Source organism: Carboxydothermus islandicus (genome assembly GCF_001950325.1).
Lineage (GTDB): Bacteria > Bacillota > Z-2901 > Carboxydothermales > Carboxydothermaceae > Carboxydothermus > Carboxydothermus islandicus.
The window spans coordinates 46,779-72,771 of the sequence record NZ_BDJL01000141.1; the positions used below are offsets into that span (position 1 = coordinate 46,779).

The 25,993-nt window shown below is 43.9% G+C and carries 29 protein-coding genes, 1 tRNA gene, 1 riboswitch and 1 other annotated feature; of the genes, 28 read left to right on the forward strand and 2 right to left on the reverse strand.

Going from position 1 to position 25,993, the window contains the following annotated elements; genetic code table 11:
• The 12 genes from ciss_RS12175 to ciss_RS12230 form a co-directional block, all read left to right on the forward strand.
• A partial coding sequence (locus ciss_RS12175; RefSeq protein ID WP_075866558.1) for an MBL fold metallo-hydrolase occupies positions 1-879 on the forward strand: 879 nt, incomplete at its 5' end.
• Positions 880-942: 63 nt separating this feature from the next.
• Positions 943-1,593: a murein hydrolase activator EnvC family protein gene (locus tag ciss_RS12180; protein ID WP_075866559.1), complete on the forward strand. Its 651-nt coding sequence runs from the start codon at positions 943-945 to the stop codon at positions 1,591-1,593.
• Entirely contained in the window at positions 1,594-2,442 is an 849-nt protein-coding gene (locus ciss_RS12185) for a site-2 protease family protein (protein WP_075866560.1), read from the forward strand. It begins immediately after the preceding gene.
• 66 nt (positions 2,443-2,508) lie between these two features.
• On the forward strand, positions 2,509-4,371 hold the full coding sequence (locus tag ciss_RS12190; protein ID WP_075866561.1) for a TIGR03960 family B12-binding radical SAM protein: 1,863 nt from the start codon (positions 2,509-2,511) through the stop codon (positions 4,369-4,371).
• Positions 4,355-4,966, forward strand: coding sequence for a TIGR03936 family radical SAM-associated protein (locus ciss_RS12195; RefSeq protein ID WP_075866562.1), 612 nt, complete (start codon positions 4,355-4,357; stop codon positions 4,964-4,966). The genes ciss_RS12190 and ciss_RS12195 overlap by 17 nt, the downstream gene beginning before the upstream one ends.
• 11 nt (positions 4,967-4,977) lie before the next feature.
• A complete protein-coding gene (locus ciss_RS12200) occupies positions 4,978-6,156 on the forward strand; it encodes an Rne/Rng family ribonuclease (RefSeq protein ID WP_075866563.1) in 1,179 nt (392 codons plus the stop codon).
• A gap of 192 nt (positions 6,157-6,348) precedes the next feature.
• Positions 6,349-7,404 (forward strand): bis-aminopropyl spermidine synthase family protein, encoded by a 1,056-nt coding sequence (locus ciss_RS12205; protein ID WP_075866585.1) that lies wholly within the window; start codon positions 6,349-6,351, stop codon positions 7,402-7,404.
• A gap of 122 nt (positions 7,405-7,526) precedes the next feature.
• Positions 7,527-7,581, forward strand: a sequence feature (ribosomal protein L21 leader region).
• Positions 7,582-7,599: 18 nt separating this feature from the next.
• Positions 7,600-7,911 (forward strand): 50S ribosomal protein L21, encoded by a 312-nt coding sequence (gene rplU, locus ciss_RS12210; protein WP_075866564.1) that lies wholly within the window; start codon positions 7,600-7,602, stop codon positions 7,909-7,911.
• Positions 7,912-7,929: 18 nt separating this feature from the next.
• Positions 7,930-8,196 carry a 50S ribosomal protein L27 gene (gene rpmA / locus ciss_RS12215; RefSeq protein ID WP_011343307.1) on the forward strand — a complete coding sequence of 89 codons (267 nt, stop codon included), beginning with the start codon at positions 7,930-7,932 and terminating at the stop codon, positions 8,194-8,196.
• Positions 8,197-8,258: 62 nt separating this feature from the next.
• Positions 8,259-8,678, forward strand: a complete 420-nt coding sequence (locus ciss_RS12220; protein ID WP_075866565.1) for a Spo0B domain-containing protein — start codon at positions 8,259-8,261, stop codon at positions 8,676-8,678.
• A 13-nt stretch (positions 8,679-8,691) separates the two neighbouring features.
• A complete protein-coding gene (obgE, locus tag ciss_RS12225; RefSeq protein WP_075866566.1) occupies positions 8,692-9,981 on the forward strand; it encodes a GTPase ObgE in 1,290 nt (429 codons plus the stop codon).
• Positions 9,982-10,276: 295 nt separating this feature from the next.
• Positions 10,277-10,660: a PAS domain-containing protein gene (locus ciss_RS12230; RefSeq protein WP_075866567.1), complete on the forward strand. Its 384-nt coding sequence runs from the start codon at positions 10,277-10,279 to the stop codon at positions 10,658-10,660.
• A 33-nt stretch (positions 10,661-10,693) separates the two neighbouring features.
• On the opposite strand, the gene ciss_RS12235 is transcribed toward ciss_RS12230, so the two are convergent.
• Entirely contained in the window at positions 10,694-11,902 is a 1,209-nt protein-coding gene (locus ciss_RS12235; protein ID WP_075866568.1) for an MFS transporter, read from the reverse strand.
• A gap of 220 nt (positions 11,903-12,122) precedes the next feature.
• On the opposite strand from ciss_RS12235, the gene ciss_RS12240 reads away from it, so the two are divergent.
• From ciss_RS12240 to ciss_RS12275, 8 genes are all read left to right on the forward strand, one after another.
• Positions 12,123-13,025, forward strand: coding sequence for a formate/nitrite transporter family protein (locus ciss_RS12240; protein ID WP_075866569.1), 903 nt, complete (start codon positions 12,123-12,125; stop codon positions 13,023-13,025).
• A gap of 121 nt (positions 13,026-13,146) precedes the next feature.
• The gene (locus tag ciss_RS12245) at positions 13,147-13,998 is read left to right on the forward strand and encodes an ABC transporter substrate-binding protein (protein ID WP_075866570.1); all 852 of its coding nucleotides are present in this window, start codon (positions 13,147-13,149) and stop codon (positions 13,996-13,998) included.
• Between the two features lie 12 nt (positions 13,999-14,010).
• Positions 14,011-14,703, forward strand: coding sequence for an ABC transporter permease (locus ciss_RS12250; protein ID WP_075866571.1), 693 nt, complete (start codon positions 14,011-14,013; stop codon positions 14,701-14,703).
• 2 nt (positions 14,704-14,705) lie between these two features.
• Complete coding sequence (locus ciss_RS12255) at positions 14,706-15,401, forward strand: ABC transporter ATP-binding protein (RefSeq protein ID WP_075866572.1); 696 nt, start codon at positions 14,706-14,708, stop codon at positions 15,399-15,401.
• A 5-nt stretch (positions 15,402-15,406) separates the two neighbouring features.
• Positions 15,407-15,751 carry a winged helix-turn-helix domain-containing protein gene (locus ciss_RS12260; RefSeq protein WP_075866573.1) on the forward strand — a complete coding sequence of 115 codons (345 nt, stop codon included), beginning with the start codon at positions 15,407-15,409 and terminating at the stop codon, positions 15,749-15,751.
• A 54-nt stretch (positions 15,752-15,805) separates the two neighbouring features.
• Positions 15,806-16,267: a YbaK/EbsC family protein gene (locus ciss_RS12265; protein ID WP_075866574.1), complete on the forward strand. Its 462-nt coding sequence runs from the start codon at positions 15,806-15,808 to the stop codon at positions 16,265-16,267.
• A gap of 7 nt (positions 16,268-16,274) precedes the next feature.
• Positions 16,275-17,393, forward strand: coding sequence for a glutamate 5-kinase (gene proB, locus ciss_RS12270; protein ID WP_075866575.1), 1,119 nt, complete (start codon positions 16,275-16,277; stop codon positions 17,391-17,393).
• Between the two features lie 13 nt (positions 17,394-17,406).
• On the forward strand, positions 17,407-18,654 hold the full coding sequence (locus ciss_RS12275; RefSeq protein ID WP_075866576.1) for a glutamate-5-semialdehyde dehydrogenase: 1,248 nt from the start codon (positions 17,407-17,409) through the stop codon (positions 18,652-18,654).
• 98 nt (positions 18,655-18,752) lie between these two features.
• Here ciss_RS12275 and ciss_RS12280 read toward each other — a convergent pair whose 3' ends face one another.
• Entirely contained in the window at positions 18,753-19,790 is a 1,038-nt protein-coding gene (locus ciss_RS12280; RefSeq protein ID WP_075866577.1) for a class I SAM-dependent methyltransferase, read from the reverse strand.
• Positions 19,791-19,943: 153 nt separating this feature from the next.
• Here ciss_RS12280 and ciss_RS12285 point away from each other — a divergent pair, with 153 nt between their 5' ends.
• The 8 genes from ciss_RS12285 (at position 19,944) to ciss_RS12320 (ending at position 25,550) form a co-directional block, all read left to right on the forward strand.
• Positions 19,944-20,129 (forward strand): aspartyl-phosphate phosphatase Spo0E family protein, encoded by a 186-nt coding sequence (locus tag ciss_RS12285; protein ID WP_075866578.1) that lies wholly within the window; start codon positions 19,944-19,946, stop codon positions 20,127-20,129.
• Positions 20,111-20,716 carry a nicotinate-nucleotide adenylyltransferase gene (gene nadD / locus ciss_RS12290; protein WP_075866579.1) on the forward strand — a complete coding sequence of 202 codons (606 nt, stop codon included), beginning with the start codon at positions 20,111-20,113 and terminating at the stop codon, positions 20,714-20,716. Before ciss_RS12285 ends, nadD begins: the two co-directional genes overlap by 19 nt.
• A 71-nt stretch (positions 20,717-20,787) precedes the next feature.
• The gene (locus ciss_RS12295) at positions 20,788-21,039 is read left to right on the forward strand and encodes an RNA recognition motif domain-containing protein (protein ID WP_075866580.1); all 252 of its coding nucleotides are present in this window, start codon (positions 20,788-20,790) and stop codon (positions 21,037-21,039) included.
• Positions 21,040-21,084: 45 nt separating this feature from the next.
• Positions 21,085-21,663, forward strand: a complete 579-nt coding sequence (gene yqeK / locus ciss_RS12300; protein ID WP_075866581.1) for a bis(5'-nucleosyl)-tetraphosphatase (symmetrical) YqeK — start codon at positions 21,085-21,087, stop codon at positions 21,661-21,663.
• Positions 21,664-21,699: 36 nt separating this feature from the next.
• A complete protein-coding gene (rsfS, locus tag ciss_RS12305; protein WP_077177596.1) occupies positions 21,700-22,062 on the forward strand; it encodes a ribosome silencing factor in 363 nt (120 codons plus the stop codon).
• 198 nt (positions 22,063-22,260) lie between these two features.
• Positions 22,261-22,335 (forward strand) — tRNA-Ala (locus tag ciss_RS12310).
• Between the two features lie 105 nt (positions 22,336-22,440).
• Positions 22,441-24,906, forward strand: a complete 2,466-nt coding sequence (leuS, locus tag ciss_RS12315) for a leucine--tRNA ligase (protein WP_075866582.1) — start codon at positions 22,441-22,443, stop codon at positions 24,904-24,906.
• Between the two features lie 2 nt (positions 24,907-24,908).
• Complete coding sequence (locus tag ciss_RS12320) at positions 24,909-25,550, forward strand: Crp/Fnr family transcriptional regulator (RefSeq protein WP_075866583.1); 642 nt, start codon at positions 24,909-24,911, stop codon at positions 25,548-25,550.
• A gap of 61 nt (positions 25,551-25,611) precedes the next feature.
• Positions 25,612-25,803: riboswitch (cobalamin riboswitch) on the forward strand.
• Positions 25,804-25,993: the final 190 nt, after the last annotated feature.

Here is a 25,993-nt window from a genome sequence, read left to right on the forward strand (position 1 = left end):
GGGATTGCCGGCAGAACGAGCTGTTTTATTGTGAAGGGGGAAGAAAAGGTAGCATTGGTGGAAACCGGACCTACGCCATCGACCAAATATATCTTAGAAGCTTTAGAAGTTCTGGGAATTGACCGGGAAAGGGTTTCTTATGTTTTTGTAACGCATATTCATTTAGACCATGCCGGAGGGGCAGGAAACCTTTTGCAGTATCTTCCAGGAGCATATCTTGCGGTACATCCCCGGGGGGCAAGGCATATGATATCTCCGGAAAAATTGGAAGCTGCTGCTAAAGCTATTTACGGAGAGCGGTTTTTACCGTTTTTTGAAAAAATAGTTCCGGCCCCGGCCGAAAGAGTTCTGGAAACTACCGACGGCCAGGAATTTGATTTAGGGGGCCGAATATTAACCATTTACCATACTTTAGGGCACGCCCGTCACCATCAGGTAATTACCGATAGTTTAACCCGGGGTCTTTTTTCCGGCGATATGGCGGGAGTTTTAAATAGCATTATTAAAAACCGGTACGGAAAGGTTTTTGTCTATCCTTCAACACCGGCTACGGAATTTGAGCCGGAAAAAATGATTTTAGAGTTAAAACGGTTTTTAAACTTAGGACTTACAAGGATTTACTATACCCATTTTGGGATGGTAGAAAGCCCTGAGGAGATTTTCAACTATCTAATTTCTGAAGTGGAAGAGTACGAACGTATGGGCCGGGAAATTTTAGCGCAAAATCTTGGCCTGAAGGAAATGCGGCAGGCTTTAACCTATCGGGTATATCTGGAAGCAGCTAAAAAGGGAATTTTCCTTGATGACGATATAAAAAACAGTTTTGAACTTGACCTGGAATTAAATGCTGCCGGTATACTTCATTACTTAACAAAATAAAAGTCATGAAAAATTATCCCTCTTCATAAGATGTAGTAAAACATCTTAGGGGAGGGATTTTTTATGTCCGATAGGGACAACCTGAAAATTTACGGAGATTGGAGCAAACCCTACATAAGAAAGAAAAGTATTTATCGCCCCCCGGGGAAAAAGCGTGACTTTAGGATTTTTTCCAAGCTTTTGCTGGTGGTAGTAATTATAGCGGGTTTTACTTTTTGGGTGAGTAAAGATTTACCGGGAGCAGCAAAGCTCAAAGAAGTTGTGAAATACGTTTTAACTACCGAAACGGAGGTTCAACCGGTTTTTGACCGGGTCTTGGAGATTGGGATGGGAAGCGAAGAGGCTCTCACTGCTTCTAATTTAGAAATTCCGGTGGATGGGAAAGTAATCCGGGGATTTGGCTTAGATAGTGATGGCTTTTTTCACGGTGGTTTGGATATACTGGGCGAACCCAATAAACCGGTTAAAGCTGCGGCTCACGGAACGGTGGTAAAAACCGGTTATAAAAAGGGGTACGATAACTATTTAATTCTTTCCTGGGGCGAACAGGAGGTTTTATATGCAAACTTAAAAGAAGTATGGGTTAAAGAAGGAGAACAGGTGGAAAAAGGGCAGGAGATAGGTTGTACCGGGAACAGCGGGATGCTGCATTTGGAGTTTCACGATAAAGGTCTTGCCGTTGACCCGGCACCGGTCTTTAAGGTGAAAAGCTAAATGAAATTAAAATTTCACCCGCTGTTCTGGGTTTTTCTTTTAATGTATCTTGCTTTAGGAGCATTTAGTAAAATTGGCATACTTTTATTTTCGCTCGTGTTTCACGAACTATTTCACCTTTTCCTTTATAAGAAGCTTTTTCAGAAGCCCGTTTCTTTGACCCTGTTACCCTTTGGAGGGGTAATAGAAACTTCCAACCCGGTAGAATTTTTTCCGGGGAAAGAGTTTTTGGTTGCGGCGGTGGGGCCGCTGGCCAATTTAATTTTAATGTTTTTTGCTTTAGGAATTATCAATAATGGCTTTTTTAACTCAAATATAGCTTTTTTATTGGATTTTAACTTTATCATGGCGGTTTTTAATTTTTTGCCGGTTCTTCCCCTGGACGGGGGACGAATGTTGCGGGCGGTTTTAACCAGGATTACCAATTTAAGAAAAGCTACCCGGATTGTTTCCAATATTTCGCTGGTAACCGCTCTTGCGGTAGTGGCGGCGGGAATTTACGGCTTTTTATTCAGGCTAAATGGTGCCGATGTGGTAATTTTAGGAGTGTTATTGCTTTTTTTGGCCTTCCGGGAAAGGGTAAAAAACAGCTTTTACTTTTTGCATAACCTAACTTATAAGGAAAAAATTTTAAAGGAGCAGAAAATTTTAAATTCCAGGGTTTTAACGGTAGCTCCAAACACTCCACTAAAAGAGGTGGTGGACAAATTCTTACCGTCCCATTACCAGTATGTGGTGGTGGTGGGGCGAGATCAGGAGTGTTTGGGATTTTTAAGCGAACGGCAAATAATGGAAGGTGTTTTAAAGTCTGGACTGTTAAAACCGGTGGGAGAGCTTTTACAAAAGTGAGAAGCTTTCCTGCTTATTTTTTTCTTGCGGGAAAATTTGTGGTAAAATAGCTATGAGGTGAAAAAGGTGAATATTGCTAAGCTTTTAGCATTGGTCCAAAAACCGGCGAGATACTTGGGCAATGAATTAAATGCGGTAAAAAAGACCTGGGAGCAAAATTTAGTTAAAATCGCCTTTTGTTTTCCGGATTTATATGAAGTTGGGATGTCCCATTTAGGACTTAGAATTTTATACGAAACGGTAAATCGCCGGGATGATGCTCTTTTGGAGAGGGTATTTGCACCGGCGGAAGATATGGAAAAGCTTTTGCGGGAAAAGGGTTATTTTCTTTTTTCCCTGGAAAACAAGAAACCCCTTGGGGAGTTTGATTTAGTAGGCTTTACCCTGCAATATGAATTAAGCTATTCCAATATTTTAAATATGTTGGAATTAGGTGGCCTGGAACTATTTGCCGAAAAGAGAAGGGGATGGCCCCTTGTTATGGCCGGAGGTCCGGGGGCTTTTAACCCGGAGCCTTTAGCTGATTTTATTGATTTTTTTGTTTTAGGAGAAGGGGAAGAGGTCTTAGCGGAAATAATCGAAGTGGTAAAGGAAGCCAAAGTTAAAGGCTGGGAGCGTAACGATACCCTTTTGGCTTTAGCGCAAATTCCGGGGATTTATGTTCCGAAATTTTACCGGGTTAGTTATGATGAAGCCGGAAGGTTGATCGAGTTTATGCCGCTTAAAAAAGATCTTCCGGTGGAATTTACCAAAAGAATTTCTCAAGGCTTTTTATCCGGACATTCCCTGCCAGCTCCCATAGTACCTTATCTTGACATTGTTCATAACCGGGCCATGGTGGAGATAATGCGGGGGTGCAGCAGGGGTTGCCGTTTTTGCCAGGCGGGGATGATTTATCGCCCGGTACGGGAAAAAACTCCGGAATTGGTTTTGGCAGAAGCAGAAAAAATTATGGAGAAAACCGGCTATGAAGAAATATCCTTGGCTTCCCTGAGTTCCGGAGATTACCCGTATATTCGGGAGGTAGCGAAAAAGCTTTTGGATAAGTACCAGGAAGCGGGGGTAAATGTAAGCCTTCCGTCGCTAAGGATTGATTCTTTTGCAGTAGATTTGGCGTCCGAACTGCAGCGGGTGCGGAAAGCTACCCTGACTTTTGCTCCCGAAGCCGGAACCCAGAGAATGCGGGATATTATTAATAAAGGGGTTACCGAGGAAGACCTTATAAATACCGTAACCGCTGCTTTTAAAGCGGGCTGGCAGGCAATTAAACTTTACTTTATGATCGGCCTGCCCTATGAAACCGACGAAGACGTTGCGGGAATTATTCATTTAGCCCAAAAGGTTGCCGATATCGGTGTTAAAGAAGGGGTGTCCCGGGGGCGGCTTAAAGTTACGGTGTCGGTTTCGAACTTTGTTCCCAAACCCCATACTCCCTTTCAGTGGCTGGGGATAATTTCAGCGGAAGAAATTAAGAGGCGGCAGGGGATATTAGAAAAATTAGCCAAAAAAGACCGGCGCCTTAGTTTAAAAATGCACGACTACCGGACGAGCCTTTTGGAGGCAGCACTTTCACGGGCTGACCGGCGTATTGGGCGGGTAATTTACCGGGCGCATAAATTAGGCGCCAAGTTTGACGGCTGGCAGGAATATTTTAATTATGAGCTGTGGCAAAAAGCTTTTTTAGAAGAAGGATTTGACCTGGAAGCTTATGCCCGGAGGAGCTTTTCTTTGGATGACCGTTTGCCCTGGGAACCCTTTGCCGGGGGGATTAGTCAGAGGTTTCTTAAAAAGGAGTACCGGGACGCCATGGCTGGAAAGAACACCGCTGATTGCCGGGAGGGTAAATGTACCGGATGCGGGGTTTGTCCTGCTTTGGAAATTTCCCCGGTGCTGACAGGGGGGCGAAAGGTTGATGAAATACTTACTTAAGTATTCCCGGGGAGGAGAATTAAAATACATATCCCACCTGGATACCCTCCGGGTTTTTGAAAGGGCTTTTCGCCGGGCCAATTTGCCGGTTGCCTTTACGGAAGGCTTTAACCCTCATCCCAAGTTTTCCATAGCCTTGCCCTTAGCGTTGGGGCATGAAAGTCAAGGAGAGCTAATGGAATTAACCTTAAAGAAGGCTTTACCTCCCGGGGAGATAAAAGACCGCTTAAACAGTGTTTTACCTTACGGTTTTAAAGTGTTAGAAGTAAAACCGTATTCCGATGATCGAAGTTTGATGGCGCGGGTAAGCAAGGTTGTTTACCGGATAAAAGTCAATCTTCCCAGGACAGAACTTTTAGCCAGGAAGGAAAAGCTTTTAGCAGCTAATCCCCGGATAGTAAAAACTACCAAAAGAGGTGAAAAACAAATTGATTTTTGGCAGGCGGTCGAAGCTTTAGAAGTGCAGGATGATGGCATAAAGGTGGTTATCAAGGTTGGGGAAAACTCCTTGCGTCCGGAAGAGGTAGCTAAAACTTTTTTGGGTTATTTGCCCGGGGATATTGAATATATTCGGGAAGAAATTATTTTAAGCTAAAGGGAGCTATCATGACTAAGACTTTAGTTTTTCACCGACAGCCGGAATACGATTTAGCGGCGGTAATGGTTGACGGCAATCCTTTTTCGCTCTTTGCGAAACGGCGTGACGAACAAACGCAGATTAACGATATTTATCTGGGAAAGGTAGAGAAAGTAGTTCCGGGGTTACAGGCGGCTTTCGTAAATTTGGGTTTGGCTAAAAACGGCTATCTGCCTCTTGATGAGATAAACGTTAAACCCGGAGATGTAGTGCTGGTCAGGGTAGTTAAAAACCCCACAGCTCAAAAAGGAGCCAAGCTATCAACGGTGATATCCCTTCCGGGGCGAAACCTTGTTTATTTTCCCCAAAAAGAGATGAAAGGTATTTCTAGGAAACTTACGGAGGACAAAAGGGAGTATTACCATAAGGTATTAGAAAACTTAAATCTTCCCGGTGGGTTTATTGTTAGAACTTTAGCCGGTGAGGAAGAAGATCTTTTGCAGGAAGCCAAACGGCTTTATGAAGAATGGCAGGGAATTTTAGAGCGAAGTAGGAATGCGCAAGCCCCGGCGTTACTTTATAAAGAAGATGACCTTTTTACCTGGTGTCTTCGGGAATTACTGGATAAAGACTTTACTGCCCTTTATGTGGATGATTTTGAATTACTGGAGATCGGGCAAAAGTTTCGCGAAAGATTTCGCGTCTTACTTCCTCCGATATATAAAAGCTTTAATGTGATGGAAGAGTTTAATCTAATTAAAACTTTAGAGAAGCTTACCCGGGAACGGGTATGGCTGAAAAACGGCGGTATTTTGGTCATTGAAAAAACCGAGGCCTTAACCGCCATTGATGTCAACTCGGGAAAATTTACCGGAAAAAAGGATTTAAAAGAAACCGCTTTTAAAATAAATCTCGAAGCGGCCCGGGAAATTGCCAGGCAAATTAGGTTAAGAAATATCGGTGGAATTATCGTGGTAGATTTTATTTCCCTGTTGGAGGAGGAACGGTGGGAAGAGATTTTAAGGGCTATGGAAGAAGAGTTTTTGCGGGATAAAGCCAAAGTAAAGGTTACCGGAAAAACTCCTTCGGGGCTGGTGGAAATTGCCCGGCAGAAAATAGGGCTTTCCATTGGAGAACTTTTTACCCAGGAATGTAGCTGTTGCCAGGGCACCGGAAGAATAACAGATATTACTGTCAAACGTCTGTGACTTTGGCACCTTTACGTGTCCTCGAATTTGTCAGGGACTTTGTCTCGGGCAAACCACCGGCCTTCGCCTCCCTTGTTACTTGACTAACTCAAAAAAAAGAGGTATAATACTTAGTTGGCAATTTCTCCGCAGGAATCGGGGGAAAATGGAGCAAGGTCCGTTTCTACTCTTGGAGGGAAAGGAGCGGTACCTATGTCGAGAACCGGTTATGTTGTAGAAGTTCATCGGACCGATGCGCTTTTACTCCGTGCACTTTACGGAGGCTCCAAATCCTACTGGGAGCTGATGCGAGAAGGTCAAGCGCAGACCTACCAAGTGCTGAAGGCCCTGCAGACGCTTTTGGAGAGAGAGCTTGTGACATACGATGGTGACCGCTTTGTGCTCTCCGAAGCTGGACGCCGGCAGGTCGAATCCTTAGGGCTGGATCGGGTGGCCGAGCAGCGCTGTGAGACCTGTGCGGGACGTGGCATCGTCCTGCAACCACCTTTTGACCGGGTCCTTGAAACATTCCAAAAAATCGTGACAATGCGGCCAAAAGCAACGCCCGACTTTGACCAGGGGTATGTGACGCCCGAGACCACCGTGCTGCGTCTGGCCCTGATGGCCCAGCGGGGCGATCTGGTGGGACGCGATCTCCTGCTGTTAGGCGATGATGACCTTACGGGCATTGCGGCTGCGCTCACGGGGTTGCCGCGGCGCATTTTCGTCCTGGATGTGGACGAACGCATCGTTGGCTTCATCCGCGATGTAGCCCGGGACCGGGGGTGGGACAACGTTCACGCTGAAGTCTACGACGTGCAGGATCCGCTGCCCGAAAACCTGCGCGGCCAGTTCGACGTGTTCTTTACCGATCCGGTGGAAACGTTGCGCGGTATTTTACTCTTTTTAAGCCGTTGCACCGAAGCGTTGCGGGGTCCAGGGTCGGCCGGATATTTCGGCCTTTCATACCTTGAAGCCTCGTGGAAAAAGTGGCGCGACATCCAGCGCGGCATCCTTGATCTGGGATTTGCCATTACCGACATGCTCGGTGCCTTCCAGGAATACCAGCTGGAAAACATCGTGGCCCAGGGTTATCCGGTAGCCCGCATGGCGCCGGTGGCGGTTAAGGAGCCCGATATTTCCTTCTACGTGAGCACCGTCTACCGCCTGGAATTAGCTGAAGAACCGCGACCTCTCTTTACCGGCCGGGTGGAGCTGGGCCGGGACCTGTATTACGACGACGAAGCATGTGTTACCCTTCCCCGATAATTTCCGTAAAGAGTTGCGCTCCGGGGGATATTTTCGCCCACGGGGCGCATACCTTTGTGAACACAGATTAACAATATTACTTGACAAAAAAGAAAAAATTAAGATAAAATTTTAAGGTAAGCCGCTCAAAAAAGGCTTTAAATAGGCGTTGGGCCTTGCCTTTTTTGGCGAGTCTAATGCAGGAGGTTTTGGAGCATGTACGCAATTATTCAAACCGGCGGCAAACAGTACAAAGTGGCCGAAGGAGACAAACTTTTTGTGGAAAAGTTAAATGCGGAGCCGGGGAGCATTGTAACCGTTAATGAAGTCCTGGCTGTAGTTAAAGATGGGAGCATTAAAGCCGGGAATCCCTTTGTTGAAGGGGCAAAGGTCAACTTAAAAGTGGTACGTCACGGGAAAGGCCGCAAAATTATTGTTTTTAAGTATAAGCCTAAGAAAAATTACCGGAGAAAATACGGCCACCGGCAACCGTTTACGGAAGTTATTGTGGAGAAAATTGAGGCGTAAGGCCGGGAGGTGAGGTAAATGGCTCATAAAAAAGGCGTTGGTAGTTCAAAGAACGGTCGGGATTCAAAAGCGAAACGTCTTGGCGTTAAAAGATATGCCGGTCAGTTTGTTACCGCCGGAAGCATTTTAGTTCGGCAGAGAGGGACCAAGTTTCATCCCGGTAACAACGTAGGTATTGGCGGTGACGATACTTTATTTGCCAAGATTGATGGTTATGTTGTTTTTGAACGGAAAGGGAAAAACAAAAAGCAGGTAAGCGTTTATCCCCAAAATGTAGCAATTTAACCAGCCGAGCAGGGCTGGTTAATTTTTTATTGTGAAAAAATAACCGGTGAGAGGATAATAAAATGGAAAGAGCAATAAAAATTATTCGCCGGGAGCGGCATGAGTTTTTAAACTACCTGCAAATATTGCGGGGTTTTTTTCAGTTGGGTAAGTATGATAAGGTTTTAGAGTATATTGACCGGGTAAGCATGAGTATCCAGGAACGTCAGGAATATTTTCGCTTATTTAAACCGGAAACGGCATTAATTCTTACCGAGCTTTATTATTTGCTGGAAAGCGTGGAAGCTACCCTGACAATTTCCGGGGATAAAAGGGGACAATATAATAAAGATTTTGGACCGGTGGTTGAACGTTTTGTTTTAGAAAACTGGGAGCTTCTAAAAACTTATACTGGCAAAAAAGAGGTAAAAATTATCTTAGATGATTTTCCCAGGATAGAACTAATAATTGACGACCAAAAAAGCCAGGAACAGCTATTATAGGGAGGTAAAGAATATGTTTTATGATACGGCAAAAATTTATGTAAAAGCCGGTGATGGAGGTAATGGTTGTGTATCTTTCCGGCGGGAGAAGTATGTACCCAATGGCGGTCCCGATGGGGGTGATGGCGGCCGCGGAGGCAGTGTTATTTTAGTTGGGGATGAAGGTTTAAATACCCTTTTAGACTTTCGCTATAAAAAGCATTATAAAGCACCCCGGGGTGAACATGGCAAAGGGAGTAACCGTCATGGAAAAGCAGGGGAAGATCTTTATCTCCGGGTACCGGTGGGAACGGTGGTAAAAGACGAGGCTACCGGAGAAATAATAGCTGATATCACCGAGCACGGTCAGGAAGTGGTGGTTGCCCGGGGAGGCAGGGGTGGCCGGGGCAATGCCCATTTTGTAAGCCCTACCCACCAGGCACCGAAATTTGCGGAACTGGGGGAACCGGGAGAGGAGCGCTGGCTTATTTTGGAATTAAAGCTTTTGGCAGATGTGGGTTTGGTAGGCTACCCCAATGCGGGAAAGTCGACGTTAATTTCCCGGGTGAGTGCTGCCCGCCCCAAAATTGCCGATTATCCTTTTACCACCCTTACTCCTAACCTGGGAGTGGTTAAAGTTGGCGAAGGGCAGAGTTTTGTCATGGCCGATATTCCCGGGTTAATTGAGGGAGCCCATGCGGGAGTAGGTCTTGGTCATCAATTTTTACGGCATGTAGAGCGTACCCGGGTTTTATTAATGGTTTTAGACATGAGCGGATTGGAAGGACGCAATCCGGTGGATGATTTTGAGGTGCTTTTAAAAGAGCTCAGACTTTATAACGAAAAACTTTTAACTAAACCCCTCGTAATCGCTGCCAACAAAATGGATACGGCTAATGCGCAGGAAAACTTAGAAAAATTAAAACAGCATCTTGCCGGAAAGTACGAAATATATCCCATTTCGGCTCTTACCGGTGATGGACTTAAACCGCTTATTTACCGCCTGTGGGAAATTATCTCGGCTTTACCGCGGGAGGGTTTGGAGGTTGAACCGCTGAAAGTAATAAAAGAGCAACCGGAAGAAGGCTTTGTGGTGGAAAAAGTTGATGGAATATTTGTAGTTAAAGGGAAAAAGATTGAGCGGTTGGTGGCTATGACCAACTTGGATAATGAGGAAGCGGTGGACCGTTTGCAGCGGACCTTTACCCGGATGGGATTAGAAGAACAATTAAAACGTGCCGGGGTTAAACCGGGAGATTTGGTGCGGATTGGTAAGTTTGAATTTTATTTTGTGGACGAAACCGAGGGGCTGGAGGAAGAATGAAAAAAATCTTAATTGCCGATGAAGACAATTTTATCCACTTTCTTTTAGCCGTTATAAGCGTCTAAGGGATGTTTTTAAGTTTTTATTAGCAGCAATAATTGAAAATATTGGCTATCGGCAGCTTACATGTTTTTGGCGCTTTCTCGGGATTATTGACTTTTTACGGGGGGATAAAAGCTGGGGGAAAATCACCCGGAGGGGATTTTAGTGTTATAAAAACTGTTTATGGCTATTGTAAATTTATAAACTAAAAAAGCCAGGGTACTGTGATATAATAAATAAGAGGTGTCCTTTTATGAACTATACTACTGTTCGTAGATATGCCCTGGACATTTTAGATAATATTAACGATGGGGTGTTTGTTACCAACAAAAAGCGAAAAATCGTCTACTGGAATAAGGCAGCAGAAGAAATAACCGGAAAGACTAAAAAAGATGTTTTAAATAAAAGCTGCTATGAAGTGATGAACTTTCCGCAAAACGACCAGGGAAAGTGCCTTTGCGAAAATAACTGTCCCCTTTTATCAACCATTAAAGAAGGAAAAGTGATAAAGCGGTATAAAACGATTTTTACGAAAGGAGAAGAAAAAATAACCTTAGAAGTTTCTACCTCACCAATTATTAATCCGTTAGGTCAGGTGTTAGGCGGGGTAGCGGTTTTCCGGGAAATTAAAGATTAAAGCAAAAAGGTTGGGTAATATTTCCAACCTTTTTTAATTTCTTTTCAGGGCCCAGGGTAAAAGCAGTACCGCCAGAAGAGCCATAGTGCTGCCAAAGTAAAAGGCGGCGGCGGGGTTAATGATGTCCCACAAAATACCGGCAATTAAGCTGGCCGGAAGGGCCGAAAGACCTATTGCAGCATTATAAAGTCCGTAAGCCGATGCCCTTTTTTCCGACGGTACTAAATCGGCAACCATGGCTTTTTCCACTCCTTCGGTTATTCCGTAATAGGCGCCATAGAGAATATACAGTAAGGCAAAAATTTTGGGATTACTTGTTACCGCAAATCCCAAATACAAGAGGGCGTAAACTATCCAACCTCCGGCAATAAGTTTAAGACGACCAATCTTATCCGACAGAGCTCCTGCCGGGTAGGATACCAGAACGCTAATTAAGTTAAAAAATCCCAGCGTAAGAAAAATCTCGACAATCGTCATGCCGTTTTCTTTTGCTTTTAAAATTAAAAAGGCATCGGAAGAATTTCCCAGGGTAAATAAAATTAAAACTATCAAAAACTTTTTAAACCGCAGGTCAAGTTCTTGAAAAGATAGGGAAAACCTTTTGCCTGTTTTTTCCCCTTTTGGCGGTACTTCTTTTATGAAAAAGGCCAGCAAAAATAAAACTAAGATCCCGGGGATGGTGGAAATAATGATTAACTTTTGAAAAATTTCCCGGCTCATGGAGACGGTCGTTGCTTCACTCCAATGAAGAATGGCGGCGGCAATAAATAAAGCCAACACGGCCCCAAAGGGGTCTAACGCCCGGTTAAAGCCAAAAGCTTTGCCCAGGTTTTCCGGCTCGGTGGAATCGGCGATTAATGCATCTTTGGGTGAAGTGCGCACTCCTTTTCCAACCCGGTCGAGAAAGCGGATTAAGAGAACCACCGGCCAGGTAGTGGTCCAGTAGAGGAAAGGGCGGGAAAGGTTGGAAAGGGCGTAGCCGAGAAAAACCAGAGCTTTTCGCTTTTTAACGATATCGGATAGATAACCGGAGATTAACTTTAAGAGGGTAGAAGTGGTGTCGGCTATTCCTTCGATTAAGCCTATTATCTCGGTTTTAATGCCAAGAACACTGGAGAGAAAAAGGGGAAGGGTTCGCAGGGTAAGTTCGCTGGAAAAATCATTGAGCATGCTGATAAAACCAAAAAGGAAAGCGTTTTGACTTAAGCCCCAAAATTTTTTCTGGGGTTTATCTTTTGGCATCCAAATCATCCTTTCAAAAATTGACCGAATGGTCAACTATAATTTTAACATTAATAATGTTTAAAAACAATATTTTATACTTGACTTGTGAAAATAAGTACAATATAATAAAAACAAAATGAAAATTATATAAAAAATACAGAATTTCTAAGGGGCTGTATTTTTTATTAGCAGTGATAGTGAAAATTGTCACAAAATTTAAAACAGGAGGGACATGGCAATGGAAAAAAGCTTTTTAACGCCCCAGGAAATCGTCAACTTTTCCCTGGAAACCGGAATCAAAAAAGCAAAGCTTAACTGGCTTGCCGCCTTTATCCTTGGGGTTTTAGCCGGGAGTTATATTGCTTTTGGGGCTTTTGCCGCCAATGTGGTTAGCCATTCGGTAGAAAATTTTGGCATTGCCAAGTTTTTGGGTGCTGCCGTATTTCCGGTGGGATTAATGTTAGTAGTAATGGCCGGTGGAGAACTTTTTACCGGAAATACCTTAATGACTATTGCCCTTGCCGAAAGAAAGATTACCTTAAAAGCAATGTTTAAAAACTGGTTCTGGGTCTATGCTGGCAATTTTGTTGGTTCTCTTTTAATGGCTTACCTGGTGGGAAGTTCCGGTATGTTAGAGTTAAATAAAGGGTTAGTGGCGGCAACAGCGCTTAAGACTGCAGCTTTAAAAGCAAATCTGACCTTCAGCGAGGCATTTTTTCGGGGGATTTTGTGTAATATTTTGGTGGTTTTAGCGGTGTGGCTTGCCCATGGAGCAAAAGATGTAGTGGGGAAAGTAGTTGGAATCTGGTTTCCCATAATGGCGTTTGTCTTATCCGGTTATGAACACAGCATTGCCAACATGTATTATTTTGCCGTAGGCCTTCAGGCCAAAGCTTTGGGAGTTGCCGAAATTGCCCATTTAACGCCAGAACTTTTGGCTAATTTAAACTGGGGGCATATCTGGCTTTATAACTTAATTCCGGTAACCCTTGGGAATATTGTTGGGGGCAGTATTATAATTGGCCTTGGTTACTGGCTGGTTTATCTCTATCTGCCGCGGATTAACGTACTCTCCTTTGGAGGTATTTTAAAGAAATTAATCATTAGGGCAGAAAAACCCAGACTTCAGGAAAATAACTAACAGCGGAGGATAAAAAACCTCCGCTTATTTTTTAAAATTTCCCCAAGTTTTCAGGAGGAAATTTAGCTTGTTTTAGCGAATAATATATCAAAAAAGACATAATAAATTTGGGGGTGCTTAAGTGAAACGGCTTTTGGTTTTATTTAATTTGTTTTTTTTGCTAATTTTTGGGGTCACCGGTTGCCTGGAAAAAGGGGCAGTTACTTCTAAAGCTACCACTCCGAAGAATCCCGAAGTGATCCTGGCTACTACCACCAGCACGGTAGATTCGGGGCTTTTAGACCAGTTAAAGCCGGAATTTGAGCAGAAAACCGGTTACAAGCTTAAAATTGTAGCGGTGGGCACCGGTCAGGCTCTGAAAATGGGGGAAAAGGGGGAAGCGGATGTTCTTTTAACCCATGCGCCGCAAGATGAAGAGGTGCTGGTGGCGAAAGGGTATGTGATTGAACGGCAACCGGTAATGCATAATGATTTTATAATTGTAGGTCCTAAAAATGATCCGGCAGGAGTCAAATCGGCAAAAGATTTAAACGAAGCCTTAAAGCGGATTTATGAAAAAAAGGCCCTTTTTATCTCCCGGGGGGATGATTCCGGGACCGATAAAAAAGAAAAAAGTCTCTGGAAAGCCGCAGGGTTAAATCCTAAAGGACAATCGTGGTATAAGGAAGCGGGAGTAGGTATGGGAGCGTGCTTGCAGCTTACTTCGGAAAAGCAGGGTTATTCCTTAACCGACCGGGGGACATACCTTGCATATAAAGGGAAGATTGATCTGGCAATTGTTCGGGAAAAGGACCCGGGACTTATAAATTATTATCATGTAATGATTGTAAACCCCAAGAAGTTTCCCAAAGTTAACTATGAAGGAGCCAAAAAGTTTGCTGAGTTTTTGTTAAGTCCGGAGGTCCAAAAAGAAATAGGCGAATTTAAGAAAAATTTGTACGGACAATCGTTGTTTATCCCCGATGCTAAATAAGTAGGAGGAGTTATGGAGTTTATCTGGGAAGGGATTAAAGAAAGCATCCGCTTAATTTTAACCGGAGATCCGGAACTTTACCAAATTTTACATCTTACATTAAAAGTAAGTTTAACGGCAACATTGTTTGCGGCAATAGTGGGTTTACCGATAGGGGCTTTTTTAGGTCGCAAAAAATTTTGGGGTCAGAAAGTAATTCTGGGAATCTTTAATGCTTTTTTAGGCCTGCCGCCGGTAGTGGTAGGTCTCTGGCTTACTATGTTTTTGTGGCGAAGCGGCCCTCTGGGAAACTTAAACCTGTTATATACTCCCAAAGCCATGATTTTAGCTCAATTTTGTATTGCCCTGCCGGAAGTAATAGTATTTACCGCTGTGGCTTTTAGCCAAATTTCCGAGAACTTTTTTCGTCAGGTTAAAGCTCTGGGGGCAAATCGTTCCCAGCAACTTTACCTGTTATTAAAGGAAGTACGGCTTGGGTTATTAGCAGCGGTGATTGCCGGCTTTGGCGCTGCAATTTCCGAAGTTGGGGCGTCTTTGATGGTGGGAGGCAATATCTACCAGGAAACCCGGGTTTTAACCACTTCAATTTTACTGGAAGTGGGCCGGGGAAATTTTGGTCTGGCTATTGGTTTAAGTATTATTTTGATGTTAATCTCTTTTATTGTAGTGGGAATCCTCACTTACTGGCAAAGAAAGGGTTATTAGCGGTGATTTCAGTAAAAAATTTGCAGGTTTTTCGCGCCCGAAAGCAAATACTTAAAATTGATCAATTAAAAGTAGCTGCGGGAGAGAAAATTAGCCTTTTAGGACCTAATGGTTCGGGTAAATCAACGTTACTGAGAAGTCTTGCGCTAATCGAACCGGAAAGTCTGCAGGCTGTTTTTTACAATTCTCGTGATGCCAACTGGCAAATAGGATATTTAATGCAAGAACCGTATTTTTTCCGGGGAACGGTGGAAGAAAATTTAGTATTGCCTTTAAAGCTTAGGAAAATTCCGGAAAGGATAATTAAGAAAAAGCTTTGGGAGTTTACGGAAAAGTATGAACTTGAATCACTTTTAAGGAAAAATCCGAAAGTTTTGTCCGGGGGCGAAAAACAAAAAATTAATCTTCTTAGAACTTTAATTTATGAACCTTTTTATTTATTTTTAGACGAACCGTTTACGGGCATTGATGCTCTGACAAAAAAAGAGCTTAACAAATATCTCCAAAGCTATTTAGAACAAGAACCCGGGAGGATTTTAATTTACGTAAGCCACGAGTTAAAGGAGCTTTTAAAGTGGGGTAAGCGCTTTTGGTATTTAAAGGATGGAGAAATTAAATTTGATTTGCTAAAGGAAGAGTTTTTAAAGTTAAATGAACATGTTGTAGACAATTATCTCCAATTATTATTTGAGGAGTAAGGATTATGAAAATTAAAACTAAAATCTGGATTGAAGAGGATAATGCGGTGGTTTTTGGGGAAGGAAGGTATTTAATTTTAAAGACAGCTTTAGAGCTTGGGTCTTTAAAAGCTTCTGCGGAAAAGCTTGGCCTTTCGTACCGGGCAGCCTGGGGTAAAATTAAGGCTACGGAAAAGTTTTTAGGGATTAAACTGGTGGAAAGTAGCCGGGGAAGAAAAGGTGGCATTAGTTTAACGACCGAAGCCCATAAATTACTTGACCTTTATGAGCAGTTAAAAAATGACATTAAAAATTATGCCGACCAAAAATTTCGGGAGCAGTTCTTAGAAAAAATTTGGCAGGAACGTTGAAATTGGAGGTAAATTAAGGTATAGTTTTGGCAAAAAGGGGGCGGTGGAGGAAAAATGGAAGCACTTAAGCGCGTAAAAGATTTTTTGTCAAAGCAAAATCCGCCGGTGGAGGTAATTGTTTTAAATGCCGATACCAGCACCGCTCCTTTGGCGGCAAAGGCTTTAGGGGTGGAAGTGGGGGCTATTGCCAAAACCATTGTGGCCGTTGGTAAAAGTAAAGCTGTTTTGGTGGTAGCCGCAGGAGATGTAAAACTTGACTTTAAAAAGTTAAAGGAGATAACCGGTGAAAAAATGCGTTTAGCCCGGGCGGAAGAAGTGGAGGAATTAACCGGCTTTAAACCCGGTGGAGTTTGTCCTTTTGCCTTAGAAAAGCCTCTTCTGGTTTTAATCGATGAATCTTTGGAGCGGTTTCCGTTAGTTTATGCCGCAGCCGGTTCTCCCAATTCGGCGGTTCCGATAACGGTACCGCGGCTTTTAGAAATAACCGGTGGCCAAAAATGCCGGGTAACGGAGTGAGCAAACAATGCGCGATATATTAAAAAATGTCCGCCGGGTGGTGGTAAAAATCGGTTCTTCTTCCTTAACCCACCCCGAGACGGGGAAAATTAACCTTGCGGCTATGGAGCGTTTTGTAAGGGAATGTGCAGATTTAAAAAATGCTGGATTCGAAGTAATTATTGTATCTTCCGGGGCAATAGCTGCTGGCATGGGAAGGCTTTCTTTAGCAGAAAAGCCGAAAAATTTGCCGGAAAAGCAAGCGTGTGCGGCGGTAGGTCAGGGGGTATTAATGCATTTATACGAAAAATTTTTTTCCGAATACCAGGTAATAGCAGCGCAGGTGCTCTTAACCGGGGAAGATCTGGCGGCAAGAAAACGTTTTTTGAACGCCAAGCATACTTTTTCGGCGCTTTTAAATTACGGGGTTGTTCCCGTAGTTAATGAAAACGATACCGTAGCGGTGGAGGAAATTCGTTTTGGGGATAACGATACTTTATCGGCCCGGGTAGCAGTGCTGGTGGAAGCCGATCTCCTGGTTCTTCTTTCCGATATCGATGGCTTGTATACCGCTGACCCCAGGAAGAACAGTAATGCTCGTTTTATTTCTGAGGTTATAGAAATTAATGAGGAAATCGAAAAGCTGGCCGGGGGCAGTGGAACGGTGGTTGGTACCGGCGGGATGGAGACCAAAATAGAGGCGGCGAAAATAGCGGTCAATGCCGGAATACCCATGGTAATTGCCCGGGCAGAATATGGCAATTTGCGGCGAATTTTAAGAGGGGAAGAGGTTGGAACCTTTTTTTACCCGAAAAAGAAAAAGCACTGGAAAAAACTGTGGCTGTTATCCGGGGCAAGAGTTCAGGGAAGTATCGTAATTGATCCGGGGGCAGAAGAAGCCCTTTGCAGCGGTGGAAAGAGTCTTTTGCCCTCGGGTGTGCTGGGAGTGGAAGGAGAATTTCCGGCAGGAGCTATTGTGGCGGTTAAAAATTTAAAAGGACGGGTAATAGCCAAAGGGCTTACCAATTATACAGCGCAGGATATTTTAAAAATTAAGGGACTTCATTCCTGGGAAATTGCTGACGTTTTAGGTCATAAGGATTATGACGAAATTATCCACCGGGATAACTTGGTGCTGGTGGACTGAGGAGGATGGTTTGATGGATGAAGTGTTAAGTCTGGCAAAGAAAGCTAAAGAGGCTTCGAAAAAGCTTGCTAATTTAAGTACCGAACAAAAAAACCGGGCACTTTTAAAAATAGCCCGGTACCTTGAAGAGAATATGGAGAAAATTTTAGCCGAAAACCAAAAGGATTTGGCGGAAGCGAAAAAAGGCGGTCTATCACCGGCTTTTATTGAAAGGCTTACCCTGAACGAAAAAAGGATTTTAGACATGGCGGAAGGGGTAAGGCAGGTAGCCAAACTTCCTGATCCCGTTGGTGAAGTTCTCGGGATGACCCGTCGGCCCAACGGCCTTGTAATTGGTCAGGTGCGGGTACCTCTGGGGGTGGTGGGGATTATTTATGAATCCCGGCCAAATGTTACCGTCGATGCGGCAGCTTTGTGCCTTAAAGCAGGAAATGCGGTAATCCTGCGGGGTGGGAAGGAAGCTTTTAACTCAAACCTTGCTTTAGTTACCCTTATGGAAGAAGCGCTCCGGAATGAGGAAATTCCCGAAGGGGCTGTGGGAATGATTAAAACTACCAGCCGCGAAGCGGCTAACTATTTAATGCGACTAAACGGCTATTTGGATGTTTTAATCCCCCGGGGGGGTGCCGGTTTAATTAAAACGGTGGTGGAAAACAGTACGGTGCCGGTAATTGAAACGGGGGTGGGCAACTGCCACGTTTATGTGGAAGAAGATGCGGACCTGGAAATGGCAGAGAGGATAATCATTAATGCCAAATGCCAGCGGCCGGCGGTATGTAATGCTATGGAAACCCTGCTGGTGCACGAAAAAATTGCCCCGGTCTTCCTGCCCCAAATTGAAAAGGCCTTGAAAGAAAAGGGAGTAGAAATTCGGGGATGTGAGGTAACCCGCCGGTATATTACCGACGCCTTACCGGCTACCGAAGAAGATTACTACACGGAATTTTTAGACCTTATTTTAGCGGTGCGGGTGGTTCGGGACTTGGATGAAGCAATTGCCCATATTACCAAATACGGTTCGGGCCATTCGGAGGCCATTGTTACCCGGGATTATTTTAAAGCCAAAAGGTTTACCGAGGAAGTGGATGCGGCGGCGGTTTACGTCAATGCCTCTACCCGTTTTACCGATGGTTTTGAGTTTGGCTTTGGGGCGGAGATTGGGATTTCCACCCAGAAACTGCATGCCCGGGGACCCATGGGCTTAAAAGAATTAACCACTACCAAGTATGTCATTTACGGCACCGGCCAAATCCGGGGATAAACTCCGTCCCCATATTTACGTCCATACGCCAAAAAGAGGGACGGTTCTTATATTTGCGTCTATGCGCCTAAAAAAAGAACCGTCCCTGAATTAGGCGTTTAGGGTTTTAGGAGGACCAGGACTTTAAAGACCTCTCCCATTGGGGGGAGGATTAATTTTTTTATTTTTAAAGTTTCCTGGTAGCTCTCCAAAGTCCGGGTAAGGTCGTCCCCTTTTACAAACTCCATAATTCCCGCTTTTATTAAAAATTCTCCCTGGCTTAAATACAACTCTTCCTTAAAACCTGAGGTTTTAGCTTTTTTCCGGAGCATCCCAAAATCAACATGGGCTGTTATGTCCTGCTCACCGGGATTTTGCAGGGGGTCTATTTGCCGGTGGCGGGAAAAAGCAGTTATGGTACCCGTACTGCGGGCAGGGTGATAAAGTTCAGAGGTATCAAAGCCATAGTCGATTATAATTAGTGCCCCCCGGTTGAGTTTTTGGTAAATTTCTTCCAGCCACTTACCTGCCTCCAGGTTTACTTCGAAAATCTGTCCTTCAACGGGAGATAGGTTGGCTTCTTTTAGGTATAACTCAATTTCGGGGGAAGAAAGCCGGGATGGGTAGGTAAAAAATTTACCGTTATCATCAACCCCGACGTAAATTTCCTGAAAATTTCCCTTTTGAAAAATTACCCGGTGGACGGGAAATGCGTCCACTACTTCGTTGGCAATGATTATTCCCGAAAAATTTTGGGGAAATTCCTGAAGATGTCTTATCTGGTTTTGCTGGCTTTTAAGATTTTTTCTTTGGACTTCTCTTAAATAAGCGCTTATTTCAATAATATGATATTCCGGGAAAAGCCCTTGAGCGGCAAACCAGACTAAGATATCTTGAGCCATTTTCCCGGTTCCAGCGCCAAATTCTAACAGCGTTAAGGGTAAGCCATAAGTTTGGTGGAGGTTAAAGATGTATTTCCCCAGAGTATAACCAAAGCTTTTACTTAAAATTGGGGCAGTATAAAAATCCCCTTCTTTTCCCAGGGTAACGTTTCGGGTATAATATCCGTAGTCCGGATGATATAAGGCTAATTCCATAAAATCCCGAAAGGTAAGGGGCATTTCTTTTATTTTTTCTATTAGTACTTTTTTAAGCATAAAATCCTCCTTTTTAGCATATACAACGAAAAATAAAATTTCTTAATTGTGATTGTACCATAACGACAAATATAGACAAAAGAAGGCAAAAAACTTTGCAGGAATTTTTAATTAAACGTCGAATACTTTTGCCTTGTGTGATGGGGTGAGATAATGAAGCAAATTTGGGCAAAAATCCAAAAAGAACGGGAAAAGCTTGTAGAAATATATGAACGGAAAAAAGATTTTCAGGATGCGGAAGTGTACCGTTTAAGCCAGGCTATAGATGAGCTGGTGGTTAATTATATGAAAAAACAGTTAAAAAATCCGGAGGACCGGTTATGGCCGGAGCTAAAATAGGGATTTTTGGCGGAAGCTTTAATCCGGTGCATATAGGCCATCTGGTACTGGCGCGGGAAGCCTATTGGCAGGCCAAACTTGACCAGGTCGTCTTTATGCCGGCCAAAATCCCTCCCCATAAAAAAGAGGGAGTAATAAATGAACAGCATCGCTTTCAAATGTTACAGTTGGCTTTAAAAAAATATCCGGAGTTTTCAATAAGTGATATAGAATTTCTGCGGGACAAGCCTTCGTATACATTTGATACGGTAGAGGAGTTAAAATTAATTTATCCCCGTGATGAACTTTACTTCATTACCGGTGCCGATGGCCTATTAGAAATTGCCGGGTGGTATCGGGGAGAAGAACTTTTAACAAAGATTCCTATAATTGCGGTATCCCGTTCAGGGGTATCCAAAGAAGTTTTTTTAAATCAGGTCCAAAACCTTAAAAACCGGTATCGGGCTCAAATAATCGTGGTAGAAATGCCGGAAATTGGCATTTCCAGTTCTTTAATCCGGCAGAGAATCAGGAGTAATCTTCCTTATTCCCATTTAGTACCGGTAGAGGTATATGATTATATTGTTGCAAATAATTTATACCGGTAATTTTGTATGAACTGTGCTGGCCGGTTAATAATAAGAATACAAAACAAAGTATTAAGTGAAGGTGGTTTTTGATGACCAAAACATTGTATGTTGGCAACTTACCCTGGAAAATCCGGTCAGAACAGTTACAGGAAATTGCTTCGGAGTTTGGGGAAGTTTTGGGAGCTCGGGTAATCCTTGAAAAGAGCACCGGTCGTTCCAGGGGATACGGCTTTATTGAAGTGCGGGATGAAGATGTGGAAAAATTTATGACCGGATTAAATGGCAAAGAAGTTGAAGGGCGAGAACTGGTAGTTAGCGAAGCCCGGGAGCGGAATGGTTAACCCCCGATTTTGCGGGGGTTTTTTCCGGTTTAAGGGGGATGGGTTGTGAAAAGATTTTTAAAGATTTTACAGGAAAACCTTTCGGAAGAAAGACTAAATCACTCTTTAGGGGTTGCGCGGACTGCTTATTATCTTGCCCAAAAGCATCTTCCGGAAAAAAAAGAAAAAGCCTTTTTGGCGGGAATTATCCACGATATAGCCCGGGAGTGGCCGGAGGAGAGAATGATTGCTTTTTTAAAGGCTAAAGGATACCACATAACACCGGAAGATAAATTAAACCCGGTGGTGCTCCATGCTCCCGCGGGAGCATATTTTAGCCGGGATATGTTGGGGATTTATGATGAAGAGATTTTTAGCGCAGTTTCCCGCCATACCCTGGGAGCAGTGGACATGACCGAATTGGATATGATTATTTTTTTAGCGGATTTAATTGAACCGGGGCGAAGTTTTGCCCAAAGGCAAAACCTTTTAATTGCTTCTTTTCAGGATTTAAAACGAGGGATGCTTTTAGCCTTAGAAAATACGGTAGAATATTTAAGGAACAAAAATAAAACGATTGATTCCCGGACACTCCTGGTTTTAAATTATTTTCGGGAGATAGTAGCAAAAAAATCGAAAATTTAGCTATAATATAAAAAGGAATTTAGGGGAGGTGTCTTTTTGGAAAAAACTTTACCTCAACACGTCAATATTGCAATGGATGCTGCTCTGGATAAAAAAGGATTTAATTTAAGCCTTTTAGATGTTTCTTCCTTAACCCCAATTTGCGATTACTTTTTAATAGTTTCCGCAAGTTCGACCATTCAGGTAAAGGCGATTGTCGATAACATTGAAGAAAAACTGTCAGAAATCGGCTTAACTCCTTTCCGGATTGAAGGTAAAAATGCGGCCCGCTGGGTTTTAATGGATTATGGGGACCTGGTGGTGCATGTGTTTGTAGAAGAGGAACGGGAATTTTACGATTTGGAAAGATTGTGGCGGGCAGCCGAAAATTACCGGCATGATGTGGTTGACAAAGTTTAATGATTTATATATAATTTCTCATGTGACTAACAATGTGAAAAACAGTGAAGAGGAGCAGTAACTGTTTGTGGCTTAAAGAGAGCAGCCGGCGGGTGCAAGGCTGTAGCCTCCAAACAGTGAACTCGCCTCGGAGTTGCCAGAGGGATAGGTACTTCTGGCCGGAAGGTTCCGTTATCCAAAACAAGTGGGCAAGAATGTGGGGCTGTAGCGCAGTGGGAGCGCGCTTCCTTGGCATGGAAGAGGTCGCGGGTTCGATCCCCGCCAGCTCCACCATTATTATCTTCTTGCCAAGTAGGGTGGTACCGCGGGAAAACACTCCTCCCGTCCCTTAGGGGATGGCGAGGAGTTTTTTGTTATACCTACGATGGAGGGAGTATCATGCAGGAAAGGTACGATTTTAAAAGTATTGAGCCGAAGTGGCAAAAAAAATGGGAGGAATTAAAACTTTACGAAGTGGACGATTTTTCGGAAAAACCGAAATATTACTGTTTGGAAATGTTCCCGTATCCTTCCGGGAAGCTCCATATGGGCCATGTCCGGAACTACTCTATTGGTGATGTGGTAGCCCGGTACAAGCGGATGCGGGGCTATGATGTGTTACACCCAATGGGCTGGGATGCTTTTGGTTTGCCGGCGGAAAATGCTGCTATCAAACACGGTAATATCCATCCAGCCGATTGGACCTGGGATAATATTGCCAATATGAGACGGCAACTAAAGGAGCTGGGCATTTCTTACGACTGGCGGCGGGAGGTGGCTACCTGCCATCCGGAATATTACCGCTGGACCCAGTGGCTGTTTTTGCAGTTTTACAAAAAGGGGCTTGCCTATAAGAAAAAAGCTCCGGTAAACTGGTGCCCCGGCTGTCAAACGGTTCTGGCTAACGAACAGGTGGTAGACGGGGAGTGCGAGCGCTGTCATTCCCGGGTGGAGAAAAAGGAGCTGGAACAGTGGTTTTTTAAAATTACCGCTTATGCCGAAAGACTTCTGCAGGATATTAAAAAGCTTCACGGCTGGCCGGAAAAGGTAAAAATCATGCAGGAAAACTGGATTGGAAGATCCGAAGGGGCGGAAATTACTTTTAAAATAAAAGGGCATGAGGAAGCTATTTCGGTGTTTACCACCCGGCCCGACACTATCTTTGGAGTAACCTACATGGTATTGGCGCCGGAACATCCTTTGGTTGAAAAAATATCCCGGGGAACGTCGCAAGAGCAGGCAGTTTTAGAATTTAAGAGGAAGATGATGTACCTTTCGGAGATTGAACGGACTGCCGAAACCGCCGAAAAAGAAGGAGTATTCACCGGAGCTTTTGCGATAAATCCCTTTACCGGTGAAGAAATTCCCATACTCATAGCTAACTATGTTTTGGTGGAGTATGGCACCGGTGCGGTGATGGGGGTGCCGGCTCACGACCAGCGGGACTTTTTATTTGCCAAAAAATATAATTTGCCGATAAAAGTGGTAATAGTTCCACCCGGAGAGGAATTAAAAGCTGAAAAGCTAACGGAAGCTTATACCGGAGAAGGAATTCTGGTCAATTCCGGCGAGTTTACCGGCTTAGCCAACAAAGAGGCAATCAGGATAATTACCCGGGAAGCGGAAAAGAGGGGATTTGGTAAATATCGAGTGAACTACCGGCTGCGGGACTGGCTTATTTCCCGGCAACGGTACTGGGGTGCTCCCATTCCGGTGGTGTACTGTGAAAAGTGCGGAATTGTGCCCGTTCCCGAGGACCAGCTACCGGTAGTTTTACCATACAATGTGGAGTTTCGTCCTACCGGGGAAAGCCCATTAAAATACGTTCCCGAGTTTTTAAATACCACCTGCCCCGAGTGCGGTGGACCTGCAACCCGGGAAACGGACACGATGGATACGTTTATTTGTTCTTCCTGGTATTACTATCGCTATACTTCACCCCGGGATACCGAACAGCCCTGGAGCAAAGAAAAGGTTGAAAGATGGCTGCCGGTGGACCAGTATATCGGCGGGGTAGAACATGCTATTTTGCACCTTTTGTATTCCCGGTTTTTCACCAAAGTGCTTTATGACCTGGGTTTAGTTCATGTGGATGAACCGTTTACCAATCTTTTGACCCAGGGCATGGTATTAAAAGATGGGGCCAAGATGAGTAAATCCAGGGGAAATGTGGTCAGTCCCGAAGAAATCGTGGAAAAATACGGGGCCGATACCGCCAGGCTGTTTATTCTTTTTGCGGCGCCGCCGGAGCGGGATTTGGAGTGGAGTGACCAGGGGGTAGAAGGAAGCTTTCGCTTTTTAAACCGGGTGTGGCGGCTAATTTACCAGACCAAAGACAGGATATCCGACGAACTACGGGAATTTTCGGCAAAAGATAAGGAATTAAATCGCCTGTTAAACGCCACCATAAAAAAGGTAACGGAAGATATTGAAGAAAGATTTAACTTTAATACGGCAATTTCGGCGATTATGGAGTTAGTAAACGGCCTTTACCAGTACAAAGAAGGGGAAATTAATCCCGGCCTTTTAAAAGAAGCGTTAAACAAACTGGTGATACTTTTAGCGCCTTTTGCTCCCCATATTGCCGAGGAATTATGGGAAGCTCTGGGTAATAAACAAAGCGTTCATTTGGAGAAGTGGCCCGTATATGATGAAAAAGCTCTTATAACCGAGGAAGTGGAAATAGTTATCCAGGTTAACGGTAAAGTCAAGGACCGGGTAATGGTTCCGAGAAATGCTGAGGAAGCTACGTTAAAGGAAATTGCCTTAAATACGCCGAAAATAAAAGAATTGACCGCAGACAAAAAAATTATTAAAGTTATAGTAGTACCGGAAAAATTAATTAATATTGTGGTAGCGGGGTAGCAATGGAAAACTGGGAAGTTTTAAAAAAAATCCCCCTGTTCGGGGAACTTTCCCCGGAGGATTTAAAGGAAATCGGGAGCCTTCTTTATTCCCGGAGACTTAAAAAAGGACAAATTTTGTTTTCCGAAGGGGACCCGGGAACGGCCGTTTACTTTTTAAAAAGCGGGAGGATTAAGCTTTATAAAGAGGACCGGGAAGGCCGGGAACACATCCTTCATTATGTTGAACCGGGGGATATTTTTGCCGAAGTGGTGCTGTTTTCCAGGCGGCCTTATCCTGCCACCGCCGAGGTTATAGAGCCGGGGGAAGTTCTGGTAATTCCCAACCAGGAAATGGAGAACCTCCTAAAACAGCGGGGAGAAATTGCAGTAAATTTAATAAAAGTGATATTGCATCGTTTGGATTTAGCCAACCAAAAAATTAAAGAATTAGCATTAAAAGATAGTTTAGCCCGGGTATGTAGCGTTCTTTTACGCTACGGTCCGGTAATTAATCTTTCCCAGCAGGAAATAGCCAATTTAGCCGGGGTTTCCCGGGAAACGGCCAGTCGAATTATAAATGAGTTTAAACGATTGGGAGTGCTTCGGGCGGAAGGTCGGAGCATAGAAATTATAAATTATGACAAATTAAAAGATTTCTCTTAAATACTTTTTTCACAAAAAAGGGATTGGGTAAGTTTGGGCGAATTCTTTAATTAAGAAAATTAAATATTCCACTCTACGGGTGCCCGGAAGGGTTAAAAGGGAAGCCGGACGGAATTTCCGTAAACGGCGCGGGCCCGCCACTGTACTCGGGGAGCCTCTTTTAACGATGCCACTGTCCGGTCTTACCGGATGGGAAGGCCCAAAGAGGCGATGAGCCGTAAGCCAGGAAACCTGCCCGTGAGAGTTAATCTTCTTACCTTCGCGGCGAAGGGAGGGATTATAAGGCTTTTGGTTATAATCCGCTTACCGAACCGGGAAGCGGATTTTTTACTGTTTAGGAAATTATGCTTTTATTCTTGCTGTGGATAACTTATGGTGATAAGGTAGAAGTATGAGGAGACGGGAGAAGAAGGAAAAGAAACAAACGATAAAAATAGTAGATA